Here is a 17006-nt window from a genome sequence, read left to right as displayed (position 1 = left end):
ATATAAAACTAATGAGAAAAATACTCATTTTTCTGTTAACCATTTCGTTTGTTTCTTCCTTCGCTCAAAAAGCACGAAGGCTTGAAATCCTATTTTTAGGTGATAATGGCCACCACAGACCAATAGAGCGTGTTCCATCTTTGATGGCAGCATTGGGGCCAAAAGGCATCAACGTTACCTACACGGATGATTTGGCAGACCTAAACACCAAAACACTTAATAATTATGACGCTGTTATGCTTTTTGCAAATTGGGATGAAATCAGCCCATCTCAAGAAAAAGCATTGCTTGACTTTGTGGCATCGGGTAAAGGTTTTTTGCCTATTCACTGTGCTTCATATTGTTTTAGGAACTCATCTGAATTCATAAAATTGGTTGGTGGCCAGTTTTGGAGACATACCATGGATTCTATTACTACCCAAACTGTTCAGCCCAATCACCCAATTATGCAAGGTTTGAAGCCTTTTAAAGCTTTTGACGAGACGTATTTGCATACAAAATTGGAGGCTGACAATAACATTTTGGCCACAAGAGAAATCAAAGCCGATCAGTTTAAAGACAAGCCGGATACCAAAACAGAGCCTTATACTTGGACAAGAACCCACGGAAAAGGAAAGGTATTTTATACTGCATACGGTCATGACGAACGCACTTGGTTAAACGAAGGTTTTCAAGAAATGCTTTACAAAGCCATTTTATGGTCGGTAAATGATGAAGCTTTGGCCGCTTTTAATGCTAGAAATCCTGAACCTTTCAAGTATCGTGAGGCAAAACTGCCTAACTATGAGCAACGTCCAGGTGTTCAATTGCAGCAATTTCCACTTTCGCCAGAAGAATCTATGAAACATATTCAGATTCCTGTGGAATTTAAACTGGAAATGTTTGCTGCTGAACCGAACGTGATGCACCCAATTGCACTTTCGTGGGACGAAAAAGGCAGATTGTTTGTGTTGATTACCAAAGATTACCCCAACGAACGTAAACCAGAAGGCGGTTCAGACTACATTTTATTATGTGAAGATACCGACAAAGACGGAAAGGCTGATAAATTTACAAAATGGGCCGACGGATTGAGTATTCCTACTGGGATGATTTTCGCAAATGGCGGATTGATAGTTTCTCAAGCCCCAGATATGATATTCTTGCAGGATACAGATGGGGATGATAAAGCTGATGTAAAAAAAGTCTTATTCACAGGTTTCGGTACTTTCGACACGCATGCGGGGCCTTCAAATCTTCATTATGGATTCGATAACTGGATTTGGGGATGTGTGGGTTATTCTGGATTTAATGGGAAATTGGCAAAAAGTGATTCCCTTAAATTTGGTCAGGCATTTTTCAGATTCTTGCCTGATGGAAGCAAAATGGAGTGGATGACCACTACCTCAAATAATACTTGGGGCATGAGTTTTAATGAAACCAACGATGTTTTTGGTTCAACCGCCAACAATTCTCATGGCTGGTACATGGCCATTCCGCACAGTTATTTCAACTCAAAAAATAATGTAGACAATGGCAGCAGAAGCACAGACACACACCGCGACATGAAACCTATCACGCCGAAAGTAAGACAAGTGGATGCTTTTGGAGGTTTTACGGCTGCGGCTGGGCATAATTTTTATACAGCTAGGTCTTTCCCGAAAAAATATTGGAACAAAATAGCATTTGTAGCAGAACCAACTGGACACGTTCTTCACCAAAATAATCTGATAAAAAAAGGCACGGACTATTTCGACAAAGAAAGTTTCAACCTTATGGCAGGTGCGGATGAGTGGTTTTCTCCAGTTTTTGCTGAAACGGGTCCTGATGGAGCTGTTTGGGTGGCAGATTGGTACAGCTATATCATTCAACATAACCCTGTTCCAAGAGACTTTAAAAATGGTGCAGGAAATGCTTATGACACTGATTTGAGGGATTTTACCCATGGTAGAATCTACCGAGTTTCGGCAAAAGAAGCTCCAGCATATAAGCCATTGACGTTATCGAAAAACAATAGTGCTGAGCTTTTGTCTGCTTTGAAAAACGACAATATGTTTTGGAGAATGCAAGCTCAGAGACTATTGGTAGAAAGAGGACAAAAAGATGTTGTGCCCGCTTTGGTTGATATTTTAAAAGACCAATCGGTGGACGAAATTGGTATAAATGCTCCAGCAATTCATGCACTTTGGACGCTGAAAGGTTTAAATGCGATAGATGAGAATGTGATAGAAATTGCTTTAAAACACTCTTCTTCGGATGTCCGTAAAAATGGTTTGAAGGTGATGGATTTCTCTGCAAAATCTATTGAAACTGTCCTTAAAAATGACCTTTTGAATGATAAAGAGCCTTTGGTGGTCTTAAATACCTTGTTATTGCTTTCAAAATCTCCTATGAATTCATTAGCTGAAAAGGCATTTTTTGAAAGAATGGCCAAGTCCACAGAAGTGGAAGATAGATGGCTACCTGATGCTTTTGCTACAGTCTTGTCCGCAAACGCTGGAAAACTTATGAAAAAACAGCTTGGAAATCAGCTCAAAGCGGCAAAAATGGCAAAGCCAGCGGCAGCTGTTGCTCCAATGGCTCATGATCACAGCAAAATGATGCAGGAAGCCAAAGCAGAAACCAAGGTTGAGGGAGTAGATTTAGTCATATCTGAAATAAAAATTGACCCAGCCAATCCATCTGCGAGAGAGAGAATTACTGTTGTGGTAGATGTTAAAAATCAAGGAACTCAAGATTTGCCTGCCGATAAATTTGTACAATTGGATTTGACTTTTGAAGGAATGGGCATAAAAGTGGACCAATTGAGCAGAAATTATAAAGAAGGAATAAAAGCGGGCGAAACCGTTTCTATAACCAAGAATATCAATGGCCCGTGGGTAGGTAATATTTCATTCTTTGCTGACATTGTGGGAGATTATAACCTCAGAGTAGCAATGGACAAAAACAATGAAATAACCGAGGGCAATGAAAGAAATAACAATTCTAACAAAAAAATAACTTTTGCTGCACCTGCAAACATGAATTCATTTGCTTTGGAGAGGTCAGTTCGTTCTTATGCTTCAGTGGCTCCAGTGGATTCTTTGGTGGCTTTACTGAAACGTTCTCAAAGTTTAGACTTACAAGGTAAAAGTTCAGTTTTGAAGGCCATTTCTGAGGGTTGGAATTACAGATTGAAAGATGTAAAGGTAAAACCTGCAGATAAAGTTTTCTTGACAAATCTCAACAAAACACCTGATACACGACTAACCAGACTTTTAACGGCCTGGAAAGTATTAGAGGATACCAAACCAAACGGTGAAGTTAAGATTGTAAGGATTAAAGCCATAAGAGAGGCTATGAAGTATGATGTAACCGAATTTACTGTAAAGCCAGGTCAAACGGTAGAACTTACCTTTGAAAATCCTGACGCTATGCAACATAACTTGGTGATAGTGAAACCGAAAACTATGGAAAAAGTGGGAATTGCGGCAGACAAAATGATGATGGACGAAAAAGGAGCAGAGAAAAATTATGTACCAGCATTGTCAGAAGTTCTATTTTCAACACCATTGATTACACCAGACCAAAGTTTTAAATTAACATTTAAAGCACCAGAAACAGTTGGGAATTATCCTTACGTTTGTACATTTCCAGGTCACTGGAGATTGATGAATGGTATGATGAAGGTGGTTAAATAAAGCTTGAGAGCTTAAAAGGAAAGTATTAGTAGTACGATTTTCTATTTGATTTGAGGCAAAAATGTCTTCTGAAAATAAAATCACTACTGATACTTTTTTTGTTTTTTTAGCATTTCATTCTTCTGCAAAAAACAAATCGTCGGGTTTGGGATAGACTAAAAGTTTCGAAAAATCTACCTTCCAAAAATCCAAATCCAACAATTGGCCGTTTTCATCCATTGTTAGGGTTATGGCCACCTCTTTGCTGTCAGAATCAATATATTTGGCTTGAATTAGGTCACCGGCATATGGCGAAACATCTGGATTCCCCAGTCCAATGCTACCCATTACGTAGCCTTCATACTCGTCAACATACTCATTGATGGGATACTCATCTGCAGTTAGTCCAACCTTGTTTAGTAAAAAAACAATGAGATTGATTTCTTCCTCTTTTATTTTTCGTCTTTCTGTCATTATTAATCAGATTTTTTGTGTTTTGAAAAACAATGTAAAATTATAGCCACCTATCTGTATTAAGCTCTTCTATCTCTCAAAAAAATAAAATTTTTCTGATTAAAAGCCTTTAATGTAAAAAAAATAAACCACTTGAAAAACAAAAGCCATTTAGCTTTTTACGCTAAATGGCTTCATTTTTTATTCGAGAATGGCGTTTTTTTATTCTAGATGTTTTTTGATAGTATCAAGCATGCTAGTGTCAATAGAGCCATCGCGTCTTTTTGTCGGAACAATTGGGTTGCCGCTTTCCAATATCTCATTGCCAGCATACCAAAGCATGGCTGGAACTTTTTCAGGATGATCTTTTATGAAAATCTTCATTAATTCCAATTTTTCTTCTATCTGTGGCAACGTGGCTCTTTCTACATATGCACCTTGAATGGCGTCCAGCGAGCTTCTATTATGGAGGTTTTCGAAACCAGTCGATAGAACAGGAATAAGATTTATATTTGAGTTTTTGTATTGTCCCATCCAAGTGTTTCTTGATTCAACTTCGGCTTTTATCAACATATCTGCTGTGGCTTGCCCAATAAACAGTGAATAAGAGCTACCAGCATTTGCTTTAAATTGTTGATATTGAGCAAATTCTCCAGGGTATCCTCCCATGCTGTAATAAACGACATAGATTTCTCCACCGCCTTTCGCAGAATAGGCACTTTTATATTTGTCCAAATCTTGCATATCTCTATTGTTGAAATATAGAACTGGCTTATTATCGATTTTAAACCAAAAGTCTTTCAGCATTAAATCAGTAATATAATTTATCTCATCATTGCTTCTGTTGGAAGCCAACATGAATGTCATCCTAATTCCACGTTTGTTTTGTGAACTTACAAATTGTAATCTAGCTTCACTCAGTGGGCTGTCGCTGTTGTAATAATTAAAACAGAAGAAATCAAATCCTGATTCGGCATAATATTGAATTTCTCTATCAGTGTCTGCCTGTGTTTTATCATACCTGACTTGAACGCTTCTCTCCATTTCGTCAAAAGTATTCCGTCCTAATTCAGGACTCCACTTTACGTTATATCGTATTTTAATTGCTTCGGGCTCATGATATTGGCCATAAAAAGGAACAACTCGAAATTTATCCATCCATTCTGTTGCTACAAGCCTTGATTTTGATACATGATTTATCAATAAATCATAAGGAGGGTTTTCATCATTCCAATAATCTCTATACCATCCGTCCCACATTATGGCACCTACTGGTATTTTAATTTTAGCTGAATTAGTAATAATTTCTTCTTTGGGCGGCACTATTACAGTTAATGTAGAATCTATTGGAGGATTTATAACTGGAGGTATAGGTGATATTTTTGTACTGTCTGCATCAACTGGGGGCACTGTAGAAATTGGGTTTTGATTCTCAATCGTTTTAGTAAATTCTCCTTTGGAGTTTCTCGAAAAGCCATTTGATACCCACCATGCTGATTCCCATTTTGAAGGCAAATTCCCACTTTTTGAAGGTAATAAGCCATTTTGTCCTGTTATTTCGTTTGATAGTTTGTTTTTGTTGATTGCCTTTGAAATTTGAACATCTGAGTTAAATAGGAAATTTAAACCCCTAATTAAATAATAACTCCTATTTTCATCGGTTTGCATTAACCAATAGGTATTATTAGTTTTCTTTATAACCAAAATGCTCCCTGGTAATAATGTCCATTTTCCTACTTCGATTTCATCGGGATCAACCACAGGAATCAATAGTTCATAACTATGATTTGAATTTAAGCAAATATTCATCAAGAACCTGTCTGCAATAATTAGCTCACTTTTGGTTTCTATAGTTGTAGGATAAGATCCCTTAGATAAGACTAATGTGGGTAAAAATACTAGGAAAATAAGTTTTAAAATATTCATTTTATTAGGTAAAAATCAAAAGAAATATCTTTTGATAATTTTAGTTACTTTTATTGTATATCACATAATGTGCCAAAAAAACAATATTTTTGATTTAATCCTGTAAATATGCTATTTTAATTATTCAAAGACCCTTAAGTTGAAGTTTCATTTAGCGTCAAGAAAAGAACGTAAGAAAACCACCATACGAGTGAATGTTGAAAATCAAAAGAAGTTTCAAAATAGTATTATATTGTGATTTTAAAATAAAATAACACGCTTATAAAAAGCGTGTTACTGAAGTGGAGACGCAGGGATATTCAAATATACAGTCTATTTCAAAATTTATAACTGACCTGCAACGGTTTATCTACTTTCTTTTAATTTACCCCATTTAAGGGAATTTGGAATTTACAAAATTAGTAATTCATGTTAGGATAAAGCCACAAATGCACCTTTGATGAATAATCTATTTGATAAAATTTCTTTCTGTTTATTTAATTGATATTTTCTGATAGGTTTTCTTTTCATCCGTGGTCAATTGTAAATAATAGTGACCCTTAACAAGAGTAGAGACTTCAATTTCAACATTATAGATACCAGCTTTATAATCAGCTCTATCAATTATTCTTAGTTTTTCGCCAGTGTAATCATTCAAAAGCACAAGTGTAGAATTTTTTATAACGCGATAAAATTTGGTTCTACTAATGCCCAATTCATGACAAATACTGTCAGTTGAAAAATTTGGCTTATCTAAATTATCCTAAATAAGTTGATTTAGTTTCTCAACCAAAACTTTTTCCAAATTTGCCATTTTACATTAAAAACTTCAAAATCAATGTTTTAATCAAGAAATAGATACTTTTGCTATGTTGCAAATCAGATAAAATTATTTAATATAATAAGACAATTCTCCTTAAATCTTGACGAATTAAGGAGAATTGTGATTTTTTCGAATCAATTCAAACATCCGCCAATTTTTGCAGTAAAATTTGTACCGGCTTTCGCTTCAAAGCCTGGACTGAAAGTCAGTGAATTTCCAGCCTTGTAGGTAACACTTGCAGGCGAGAATATTTTATTGCTCGCTGTGAGGGTTGTGGTAGCAATTTGAAAAGTACTATTTGTAAAGTTTGAAGTCAAATTCAAAACCGTTGAAGGATTACCTACCAAAACTAACTTTGTAGCAACCCTATCTCGCACATAATTGACTGTTTCGCAGCCTACATAATAAGTTGTATTAACACTTGGATTTACTGTAACACTCGAACCAACTGCTACTGGAAAACCACCTACTGCTTGCGTGTACCAAGTTGGCGTTGTTGTAACCGCACAATTTGCAGTTAAAATAACAGGTGTACCAGTACATAATTCGGTTTTGTTTGTTGCGACTCCTGTTGGAAGAGGTGGTGCTGCAAAACTGACATTGGCAAAAACACTTGATTTTATGCTTGGTTGGCAAGTTGGAAATAATTGAAATTCGAGATTTTCAAAATTCACATCACTCGTTGGATATCTTCGAGAAATATTTACATCGTAATTTTCAACTCTACAAGTATTAGCAGGAACAGTAAACGAACCAAATTGTGAGCCTGTACTTCCTGCGGCTGTAATCAATAAATCACTTGAATTTGATTGCGAAACAAATCCCATATTATAGGTTCGTTGTTCGGTAACGTTATTATTACACACTTTTATTTGAAATTGAGCAGGTGAGCCAAGTGTGATATCCGGAATCGTAATGGTATTTTGAGTCGAACCTACAATCTGTAAAGACGGTTGGTCTCTTTGGTAGCCACCTTCGAAGGGGCAGCTTGTTCTGCTATCGTTTTGGAGTTTAAAAACAGGTGTACCAAACATGGGGTCTTGGTAAATATTGATTTTTAATAAATCTCCAATATCGTCATCTTCTAAGTGCATACTCATGGTTTGGGTATTGCTACTGGTAACACTACTGGTTGCTCCATAACTTTTGCTGGAGCGAAAATTTACACCAGCCGAAATACCCGAGCCTCCAACATTTAAAACCCCTTGTACGCCAAAGTTCCCATCAATGTAATTATCCACTACAATGGAATTGGTTACACTGGTACTGACACTTGTTGAATTATCAAAAGTAGCTCCACCAGATAAAGATAATAAGCCAAAATTAGGAGTTGTTGGCACGGTTGCATTGGCAATATTGGCATCATTGAGGGCTATGAGCTGCTTCCAAACGTTTAATTGATTCTTCGCAATTATTCGTTGTTTTAGGCTAAGTGCGGTATTAAGCGTATCTAACCTAAAAGCTTCAATTTCATTTAAAATACCACTACGAGTAAGAAAATTGAGTCGTTGTGAGCCATCAACGGGTGTCATAACAAGCCCCTTTTTTACAGAAGTGCTATAATTGGTAGGGTTAATTACCAACATATCATAAACACCATAATAAAAATCAAGCCCTTCACACACAAATATGTCTTCACGCGAACCCGGTGTTGTTCCAAAGCCAGTTGTGGAGGATATACAGGTTTCCTTATTTTTCCTTATTACATTAGAACTTCCCTGTGTTGAAGATGCCGAAAACTCAATGGTTGCTTCCACCTCAACCTCCACTATAAAGCCTACTGTGCCTTTGGTACCGAATTTTACTGAACCAAAACCCGTAGTGGCTAAATCTGTTGTAATACTATTTTCTACCGATTGACAAGAGTTTTTATTGATGGTGAATCTGCTATAACTTTGGTCGCCTGGTGGGGCATGAAGTACCATAACTGGTAGCGAAGGTTGAGTAATGATGCGTGGCTGCCCAGAAGTATTTGTAAGCAAGGGAACGGTTGGGACTTTTACACCATCTACAATGAACGGCAATACCATCGTTACTCGTTCCTGAACTTCACCTCTAAAAGTTATGAATTGAAATACCAACCACGCCTCTGACCGAGCTCCCGAAAAAGTATAAGTACCTTGATATCTGTATAAATCACCATTTAATGGCGGACCATCTATTCTTTCAATAAATGGAATGCCAATGTTGGCATCGTAAGTATTAGCTTGCTCATTTTTCCCGATTCCGCCCGGTAATGGATTTGTGTAAGAACCGCCGCCGCTGTAAGCAGCAGGTCTATCTAATACAAACGAATTATAAGTATCACTGCGAAAATCAAATTCGAGAGAAATAGTTACAGGCTGCCCTGCGGTGGCTTTGAAGCGATTTCCTGCACTGGTAGTATTAATAGTTTGTGCTATCCAACCATTAGTGGCTGCTATATTAATATCAGCATTAATGTCTGCACCATAATATAATTTACCCGCATAATTATTATTGCCAGCCACACTACCAACTGAGCTGGTTACTTTCACTGTGCCAAAGTCGAGATTCCAAACATTACTATGGATATTTGCTGTCCATTGAGCATGACTCATTTCGGAGTAGAGCACAAAGCATAAAATGGCAATGATGCTTAGGGTGTTTTTTGTAGATATTGTTTTCATTGAAATATCGAATTTTGAGTTTAGCGTTTGATTTAGAAAATACCTAAAATTTTACTCCATAATTTTCAGAAAAGCGATAGTTTTTCTACGGGAAAGGGGTACTTCTTCTTTGTTTTTCAGGAAAATCCGTAAAAGCTCACTGGTCTGCTTTATTCTTTCATAATTACTGACAAACCGAAGGTTGATAATGGTAGAGCGATGGGTTCGAAAAAAATCAAATCCTTCTAGTCGTTTTTCTATAATCCCCAATGTGGTTGAAGACAATATGCGGCTGCCGTCATCCAGATAGATGATGGTATAATTGGTGTCGGATTTTAGCATCAGAATTCTATCTGGTGGAATGTTTTTTCTGCTGCCGAGGTGAATGAGTTCGTTAGATTTCATAGCAAAAGTGTTATTAAGATTTTTATGCCAATTTGTTTTTTGTAAACCATCTCGTTTAATTTAAAACTATTTTTTTTAAGCTATCCCAACTATTTTTTCATTGCAAAATTATCGTTATGCTATCCCCCTCGTCAATCGTTGGTTCTAATGATTTTTGATAAATGTTGGCGTAAAAAATCATTGATTTCAATGATTTTTGTTTAATATTGGTGAAAAAGACAATGATTTTCATGAGTTTTGGGGAGTACAAAATCTAATAGCACTTTATGAAACCATTTATTCAGCTTCTTTCAAAGATTTTGATTACCTCTTTTGTGATTTTGATAGGTGCAGCAAATCTAAAAGCCGAGAAAAGTGATTTGCACCAAAGTTCAAATGAAATAAGGGAAATAGCGATGCAACATTTGTCGGCAACCGAAGGGCTATCTCAAGGCATGATAAATGATATGGTAGTTGACCAATTGGGCTATCTTTATGTGGCAACCAAAGAAGGCTTGAACCGTTTTGATGGGAATAATTTTAAAGTGTACAGGCATACGCCAAAAGACCCTAAATCTATAGCAGATAATTTTGTATCAGCCTTATATGTAGATGAAAAGAATCGAATTTGGGCAGGCACTTATAACAGCGGTTTAGATTGTTTTGACCCTACCACAGAAACTTTTACCCATATTGGCCTTAATGAATTAAATGAGAAAGGCTCAGGTTTACATAATATTACTTCGATACAAAGTGTTGGCAATGGTCGTATAATTATATGGATTGGCGAAAATTTAAAAATAATAGAATTAAATACATCAAAAAAAGGCATTCACTTAAGAGAAATTGAAGATTTGTACCCGGGTCTTAATAGTGCTTTTAAAGGCAATTTTTTTTATAAAAGAATAATTTGTCAATCCAATGGCTTGATTTGGATAAAAAGCGGGAAAAACATTTTTCGCTATTCAGCCAAAGGTTTAGAGCAAATATTGATAGATATACCGCTACAAAATGATTTCTTAACAACAGAAAGGTTATGGGAAAACCCTCATACCAAACAAATATGTTTAGTATTGGAAAATCGCATTTTACAATTTGATAATACTACAAATAAATTTTTGCCATGGCTTGTCTTGCCAGCTCCTTATTCTTTTTCAAACTTGGTATTTGCCGACCGTGAGGGGAATATTTGGTCGAGTTTTAAAAATAAATATTACTTTAGAATTAACCCAAAAACTGCTTCATTTGAATTAGTTGTGCCAAAGTCAATTGGTTTGAATGACGGTGCAATCATGCTTAAAGCAAAAGTAGATAACCAAGGGAACATTTGGCTGGGGTCTAATGGCTGGGGTTTGTTTAAAATATCACCAACCTATATTTATTTCAAAAAAGTAAAATCTTATCCCACCAAAAATTTTTACTATGCGTGGCCCTTTCGCATTTCAAAAAAAGGACTCAATGCAGTATACGACCCCATTCTAATTGCAGATTGGGCTAATAAGATTGAACGAACAGGCTTATTTGAAAAAGGCTTTAGAAATTCTGAATATAAAGAACATTTTGCAGCAGATGGCAATGGCAATTATTGGTATGCAATGAGCAATATATTGAATAAAAACACAGTAATTTTTAAAATGAATGCAATTTCTGGAGCTTACAGCATAATGAAAGAAAAAAAATCAACTGTTTCTGATAACGGATTTAGAGATTTTCAGCCGATTTTTTCAGATAAAAAAAATCGAATTTGGGCAGCAGAACATAGCAGAGTAGATACTGCTAAAATATATTTATTTGAGCAGGGTGGTAAAACGACTAAAGAATTTATCCTTCCAATTCTTCAAAAATCGCCCTCAGAACAAAGAACAGTTAGTGATTGGGTCGAAGACCAAGACGGAACAATTTGGTTGGCAACCACCATGGGCTTATTTGCACTTTCACCCGAAACGGGTCAATGGAAAGTATATAGCGAAGGTGGAGAAAAAAACAAATCTCTATCGTTGAATAAATTACTAAGTGTATGCCTTGACCCAAATCAACCACAAAAATATATTTGGATAGGTACAGAGGGCGGTGGGCTTAACCGTCTTGATAAAACAACAGGCATCATTACAATTTATACTATTAAAAATGGCTTGCCAAACAATGTGATATATTCTATACAAAGTGACAAACATAAAAATTTATGGCTGAGTACCAACAATGGACTTTGCCTTTTTAATCCAAATACATTGATGTGCAGAAACTTTGATAAATCTCATGGTTTGGAAGGAAATGAATTCAATCGCTATCAATTTAGTAAATCAAATACAGGTGAAATATATCTTGGCGGAGTTGGATTTAATATCCATTTCAATCCAGAAGATTTTTACACTTTATCACCTCCTGCAAAAATTATCATCAATGGGCTTAAAATCTTGAACAAGGAAATAGATATTGATAATCAAGATACCCAAAAAGAACAAATCATAAGCAAAGCAATAGAATACACCAAAAAAATTACTTTACATCACAATCAAAGTATGGTAAGTTTCAATTATGCTTTGTTAGACCTTAAAAACCCAGCTTCCAATTATTACAGGTATAAGTTGGTAGGTTTATATAATGATTGGGTAGAAAATGGCAAGAAAAACGAAGCTATCTTCACCAATATTGAACCAGGCTCATATATTTTTATAGTATCTGGACATAACGGCGATGGCGTATGGAGCAAACCAGCACAAATGGAGTTAGTAATAGAACCGGCATGGTGGCAAACATGGTGGTTCTACGCTATTATTTTTATGAGTTTTATAGCCTTACTTTATCTGTTTTTTCAAAATAGGGTTTCAAAAGCGGTTGAACTGGAAAAACTCCGTAATCGTATTGCCCAAGATTTACATGACGAAATAGGCTCTACACTCAGTAGTGTAAGCATTTATAGCTCGGCATTATCAAAGTCCTTGAAGAATCTGCCGAAATATCAATCAGAAATTATCGACAAAATATCTGATAGCACCATCAATATGATGGCGACTATGAATGATATTGTTTGGAGTTTAAACCCAGCTAATGACTCTTTTGACAATCTTATCAATAGAATGCGAGCCTATGCTTCCTCAGTAACCGAGGCGACAGATATTAAACTCAATCTCGAAAACAATTTAGATAATGTCAAAATAAATATCACCATGTTACAGCGTAAAAATATATATCTTATTTTTAAAGAAGCTGTAAACAATTCGTTAAAACATTCAAATTGCACCCATTTAAGTATAAAGTTGTCCAATACCGACAAAAAACTGTTGCTTGTAGTGACTGATAATGGAAATGGTATGTTAAATGAAAACAATTTTGAGCCCAAAATGGGTGGTAATGGTATTACAAATATGCATTCACGGGCAAAGGAATCTGACGGCTATATTCGCATTATTTCAAGCCCAAATGAAGGTACGACCGTTCAGTTTAGCATAAATATATGATGTATAAGTATAAAAATCATTATAATCAATGATTTTTGAAATGGGTTAATTGCCTTAATTTTGTTGCATGAAATACCGAATAGTAGTCTTTGATGATAATAAAAGTCGCCGAGATAGCTTACGCATATTTATCTCAATGATAGATGACATGGAATGTGTGGGTGAGTTTGAAGATTGCCGACATGTATTGGATAGGATTGCTCTTAGCCAGCCTGATTTAGTATTGATGGATATTGATATGCCTTTTGTAAATGGAATTGAAGGCGTAAAGCTAATAAGAACAAAATACCCTACCCTAAAAATCATAATGCAAACGATATTTGAAGACAACGATAAAGTATTTAGTGCCATTTGTGCAGGAGCCGACGGTTATATACTCAAACAGACTGCACCAAATAAACTGTTAGATGGAATGCGTGAAGTAATGGAAGGTGGGGCCCCGATGAGTCCCGTAATTGCAAAAAAAGTACTATCGCTAATAAAAATACAAGACAAAATTTTTAGTAAGTCAGATTTTGAACTTACCAAAAGAGAACTTGAAGTATTAAAATATTTAGCAATGGGATACAGCTATAAAATGATAGCTGAGGCTTGTTTTATTTCGTATGCAACTGTCAATACTCATATTTCAAATATTTATAGTAAACTCAAAGTTGAATCAGTAGGAGGGGCGGTTTCTATTGCAATCAATAAAGGACTGATAAAAATGGATTAATTACTAAAAAATCTTGCCAAATCGCAAGAGCAATGGTTATTTTTCCTAAGTTGGGTTAACTTCACCATTTGACCTAAAATCAATAGTAGCAAAAATTATATCTCATAAATTCAATATGTGCAAGAGTAAATGATATTTTGATTTATGAGACTGAAATACAAATATTAAAGATGGGTTTTTGAGATAGTTTTTATCGTATCTTAAAACAGAGGCTTAACTAGACTTGTTTCTTAAACCATTGATATTAAATAGATTGCAGGGTTATTTTTATTTTTAGCCTAAATGGTGATTACGGACAAAATACTCATGTGTTAATACAAACCCCTGCTTTCGACAGTTTTGTAGTATGATTCTCATTTATAAAGTAAGACACCAATGAATAACCGATTCAGTCTTTCACTTGGGGTGATTACGCCATAAGTCAAGGTAGAATATATCAATATGTGGTTTATTATTTAACCGGAACCCCAGATGCAAAAGCTCTTGGCCAACAGCCTAGTTTTGATAAAGAACCTGAACGGTAAAATCTTATCTGCGTCATGGGCTAAATGTGGACTAAAATTGAAATGAAAAAACGCAACTACTTATTAGTTAAATAGTTACGGTTTTAAAAAGTGGAGACGCAGGGATTCGAACCCTGGTCCGAACACGGCTACTGTCGAGCCTTCTACATGTTTATTCGGTCTTACTTTTCGAAATTGGGAAGCCGTCCGACCTACCTAACCCAATCCTTATCTTCTCGTTTACTATTTTAAAGTCAGAAGTCCGCTTTAAAACGCCTCTCTATTTTCGACGCTCCTTTATCTCCCGCAACAGAGGTTAGCAAAAGAGGAACGATGGCGAATGCTAATTTACTCCGAAATTAAGCAGCCATGGCATACGATGTATTGCCAGTTATTGTTCGGTAGATTTTTTGAATGGAGACCTTCCACCAACTCCATACATGCTTATACTCGCAATGGCATCATGCCGTCAAAACCGGTCGCCCCCATTGTAAGAACAGAATGCAAAACTACGTCAAATGGTTCAATTTTCATAAAAAGCAAAGAAATTATCAATGACTTAAAAATAAAAATGTTAAGTGCAATCGCACTGTGGTAATAATTAATTGATAAGTTTAAGAAAATAGTTAAAAGAGTTCAGTATAAAAATCTGTGCAAATCTGTGGTATTTCAATATCAGTATCATCTGTGTTCCATTTTCAAGCTACTTTAAAATAGAGAAAAGAAATGTGTTCTCAGAAAAAAAATGTATTTTTCGAAAATATTCAACCTTTCAAATCGAAATGTCAAAGAAATTTCTGAAAACTGCTTTTGTTCTTATATTTTTTACTTTTGGCCACAATTCTTTTTCACAAAACCCTTACAATTTGGCGGCTGAGAGCATTCAGAGCGGTAAAGAATTGTTCGAGATTCAATGTGCTGCTTGTCATAATTTTACTCAAAATGGTATTGGACCGGAATTGTCTCAGACATTGAAAAAGAGAGATAAAAACTGGTTGATTAGTTACCTGAAAAATCCTCAAAAAGCAATGGATACTGAGCCCAATTTCGATAAGAGAACCATTGCCATGCCAGCTTTTGCTCATCTCAAAAAAGCAGAAGTAGAGAATCTGCTGGCATTTATAAACAGTAAACAGGCTAAACCGGACCCACGAAAAGCACTTTCGCCAGATGGGCTAAAAAATCCAATTCCTGAACCTATTAAAAAGTCTGAATTAACTTTAAAACTCAAATATCTGTACACCGCACCTGCTACCAGTGATAAAATTCCTTTGGCAAGAATTAACACAATGGTCGTGCTGAACGATGACCCAAAGAAAGTTTTTCTCTCTGATTTGAGGGGAATAGTTTATCATTTTAACGAAAAAGAACTCAACCCTTACCTTGACTTCAAGAAAATGGTACCCGAATACATTCATGTTCCAGGATTGGCCACTGGTTTGGGTTCTTATGCTTTTCATCCAGAATTTCTAAAAAATGGCCTTTTTTATACGGCACATTCAGAAAAGGCAAAGTCGAGAAAAGCAGATTTTAGATATGCCGACAGCATCAAAGTAACACTTCAATGGGTATTGACAGAGTGGAAAACTAACAATCCCGAAGCTGAAACTTTTGAAGGAACAAGGCGAGAACTGTTCAGAATCGATATGGTTTCGCAAATACATGGTATGCAAGAAATCGCGTTTAATCCAAACTCTAAAGCCGGTGATGAAGATTATGGCTTGCTCTACATTGGAATTGGTGACGGTGGAGCCTCTGAAAATGGTTTTCCTTTCATCTGCAATTCTTTTTCTACGCCCTGGAGCTCAGTTTTGAGAATAGACCCAGCGGGGAACAATTCAAAAAATGGCAATTACGGCATTCCAGCCTCCAATCCAAACGCTAATAATAAGGAAATGGCAGGTGAAGTTTTTTGTAGGGGTTTTAGAAATCCAAACAGAATCTATTGGTCACCAGATGGTAAAATGATTATCTCTGATATTGGCCATACAAATGTAGAAGAGCTAAATATTGGCCAAAAAGGCTTGGATTACGGTTGGCCTTACCGTGAAGGTACTTTTATTATAAAGCCTGAGGCGAATATGAAGCAAGTGTTTGATTTAAAAGGGAATACAAAATCTTACACCTGGCCGTCAGCACAATATGACCACGACGAAGGCTATGCCATTTCTGCTGGATATGTTTACACAGCAAACGAGATTCCTGCCTTAAGAGGAAAGTATATTTTCGGAGATATAGTCAACGGAAAGGTATTATTTGTTGAAAACAAAGATCTTAATCTTGGGCAAATGACTAATATTCAAGAGTTTGCTTTAGAATTTGATGGAAAAATAGACAACTTTAGAAATATCTGTAAAAACAACAAAACCGACTTAAGGTTTGGTCAAGGAGCGAATGGAGAAATCTATGTTTATACCAAAACTGATGGGAAGATTTACAAGGTTGTGGGTTGTGAGTAAGAAAAATGCCACGAATACACCAATAATATTCGTGTATTCGT

At 35.9% G+C, this 17006-nt stretch carries 8 protein-coding genes and 1 other RNA gene; 4 read left to right on the top strand and 5 right to left on the bottom strand.

Going from position 1 to position 17006, the window contains the following annotated elements; translation table 11 throughout:
- Positions 1 to 11: 11 nt before the first annotated feature.
- Positions 12 to 3659 (top strand): PVC-type heme-binding CxxCH protein, encoded by a 3648-nt coding sequence (locus tag EGI26_RS18120; RefSeq protein ID WP_255080481.1) that lies wholly within the window; start codon positions 12 to 14, stop codon positions 3657 to 3659.
- Between the two features lie 114 nt (positions 3660 to 3773).
- Here EGI26_RS18120 and EGI26_RS18115 read toward each other — a convergent pair whose 3' ends face one another.
- From EGI26_RS18115 to EGI26_RS18100, 4 genes are all read right to left on the bottom strand, one after another.
- Positions 3774 to 4112: a DUF6984 family protein gene (locus EGI26_RS18115; protein ID WP_255080480.1), complete on the bottom strand. Its 339-nt coding sequence runs from the start codon at positions 4110 to 4112 to the stop codon at positions 3774 to 3776.
- A 201-nt stretch (positions 4113 to 4313) separates the two neighbouring features.
- Positions 4314 to 6017, bottom strand: coding sequence for a hypothetical protein (locus tag EGI26_RS18110; protein ID WP_255080479.1), 1704 nt, complete (start codon positions 6015 to 6017; stop codon positions 4314 to 4316).
- A 936-nt stretch (positions 6018 to 6953) separates the two neighbouring features.
- Positions 6954 to 9467: a 3-coathanger stack domain-containing protein gene (locus tag EGI26_RS18105; RefSeq protein WP_255080478.1), complete on the bottom strand. Its 2514-nt coding sequence runs from the start codon at positions 9465 to 9467 to the stop codon at positions 6954 to 6956.
- A 51-nt stretch (positions 9468 to 9518) separates the two neighbouring features.
- Positions 9519 to 9851 carry a LytTR family DNA-binding domain-containing protein gene (locus EGI26_RS18100; protein WP_255080477.1) on the bottom strand — a complete coding sequence of 111 codons (333 nt, stop codon included), beginning with the start codon at positions 9849 to 9851 and terminating at the stop codon, positions 9519 to 9521.
- Between the two features lie 266 nt (positions 9852 to 10117).
- Between EGI26_RS18100 and EGI26_RS18095 the strand changes: the two genes are divergently transcribed.
- Both EGI26_RS18095 and EGI26_RS18090 read left to right on the top strand, forming a co-directional pair.
- Entirely contained in the window at positions 10118 to 13288 is a 3171-nt protein-coding gene (locus tag EGI26_RS18095; protein WP_255080476.1) for a two-component regulator propeller domain-containing protein, read from the top strand.
- A 67-nt stretch (positions 13289 to 13355) separates the two neighbouring features.
- The gene (locus EGI26_RS18090; RefSeq protein ID WP_255080475.1) at positions 13356 to 14003 is read left to right on the top strand and encodes a response regulator transcription factor; all 648 of its coding nucleotides are present in this window, start codon (positions 13356 to 13358) and stop codon (positions 14001 to 14003) included.
- A gap of 612 nt (positions 14004 to 14615) precedes the next feature.
- On the opposite strand, the gene ssrA is transcribed toward EGI26_RS18090, so the two are convergent.
- Positions 14616 to 14993: a transfer-messenger RNA gene (gene ssrA, locus EGI26_RS18085) on the bottom strand.
- 295 nt (positions 14994 to 15288) lie between these two features.
- Between ssrA and EGI26_RS18080 the strand changes: the two genes are divergently transcribed.
- Complete coding sequence (locus EGI26_RS18080; RefSeq protein ID WP_255080474.1) at positions 15289 to 16965, top strand: PQQ-dependent sugar dehydrogenase; 1677 nt, start codon at positions 15289 to 15291, stop codon at positions 16963 to 16965.
- Positions 16966 to 17006: the final 41 nt, after the last annotated feature.

It is taken from the genome of Lacihabitans sp. CCS-44 (assembly GCF_024343735.1).
Lineage (GTDB): Bacteria > Bacteroidota > Bacteroidia > Cytophagales > Spirosomataceae > Leadbetterella.
The sequence above is the reverse complement of the archived record's forward strand: the minus strand, read 5'-3'. Positions and strand labels throughout refer to the sequence as shown.

What these genes read in the sequence shown, in the direction of transcription:
- EGI26_RS18120 (WP_255080481.1), top strand. Translation starts at nt 12, where the DNA reads ATGAGAAAAATACTCATTTTTCTGTTAACCATTTCGTTTGTTTCTTCC.
- EGI26_RS18115 (WP_255080480.1), bottom strand. Translation starts at nt 4,112, where the DNA reads ATGACAGAAAGACGAAAAATAAAAGAGGAAGAAATCAATCTCATTGTT.
- EGI26_RS18110 (WP_255080479.1), bottom strand. Translation starts at nt 6,017, where the DNA reads ATGAATATTTTAAAACTTATTTTCCTAGTATTTTTACCCACATTAGTC.
- EGI26_RS18105 (WP_255080478.1), bottom strand. Translation starts at nt 9,467, where the DNA reads ATGAAAACAATATCTACAAAAAACACCCTAAGCATCATTGCCATTTTA.
- EGI26_RS18100 (WP_255080477.1), bottom strand. Translation starts at nt 9,851, where the DNA reads ATGAAATCTAACGAACTCATTCACCTCGGCAGCAGAAAAAACATTCCA.
- EGI26_RS18095 (WP_255080476.1), top strand. Translation starts at nt 10,118, where the DNA reads ATGAAACCATTTATTCAGCTTCTTTCAAAGATTTTGATTACCTCTTTT.
- EGI26_RS18090 (WP_255080475.1), top strand. Translation starts at nt 13,356, where the DNA reads ATGAAATACCGAATAGTAGTCTTTGATGATAATAAAAGTCGCCGAGAT.
- EGI26_RS18080 (WP_255080474.1), top strand. Translation starts at nt 15,289, where the DNA reads ATGTCAAAGAAATTTCTGAAAACTGCTTTTGTTCTTATATTTTTTACT.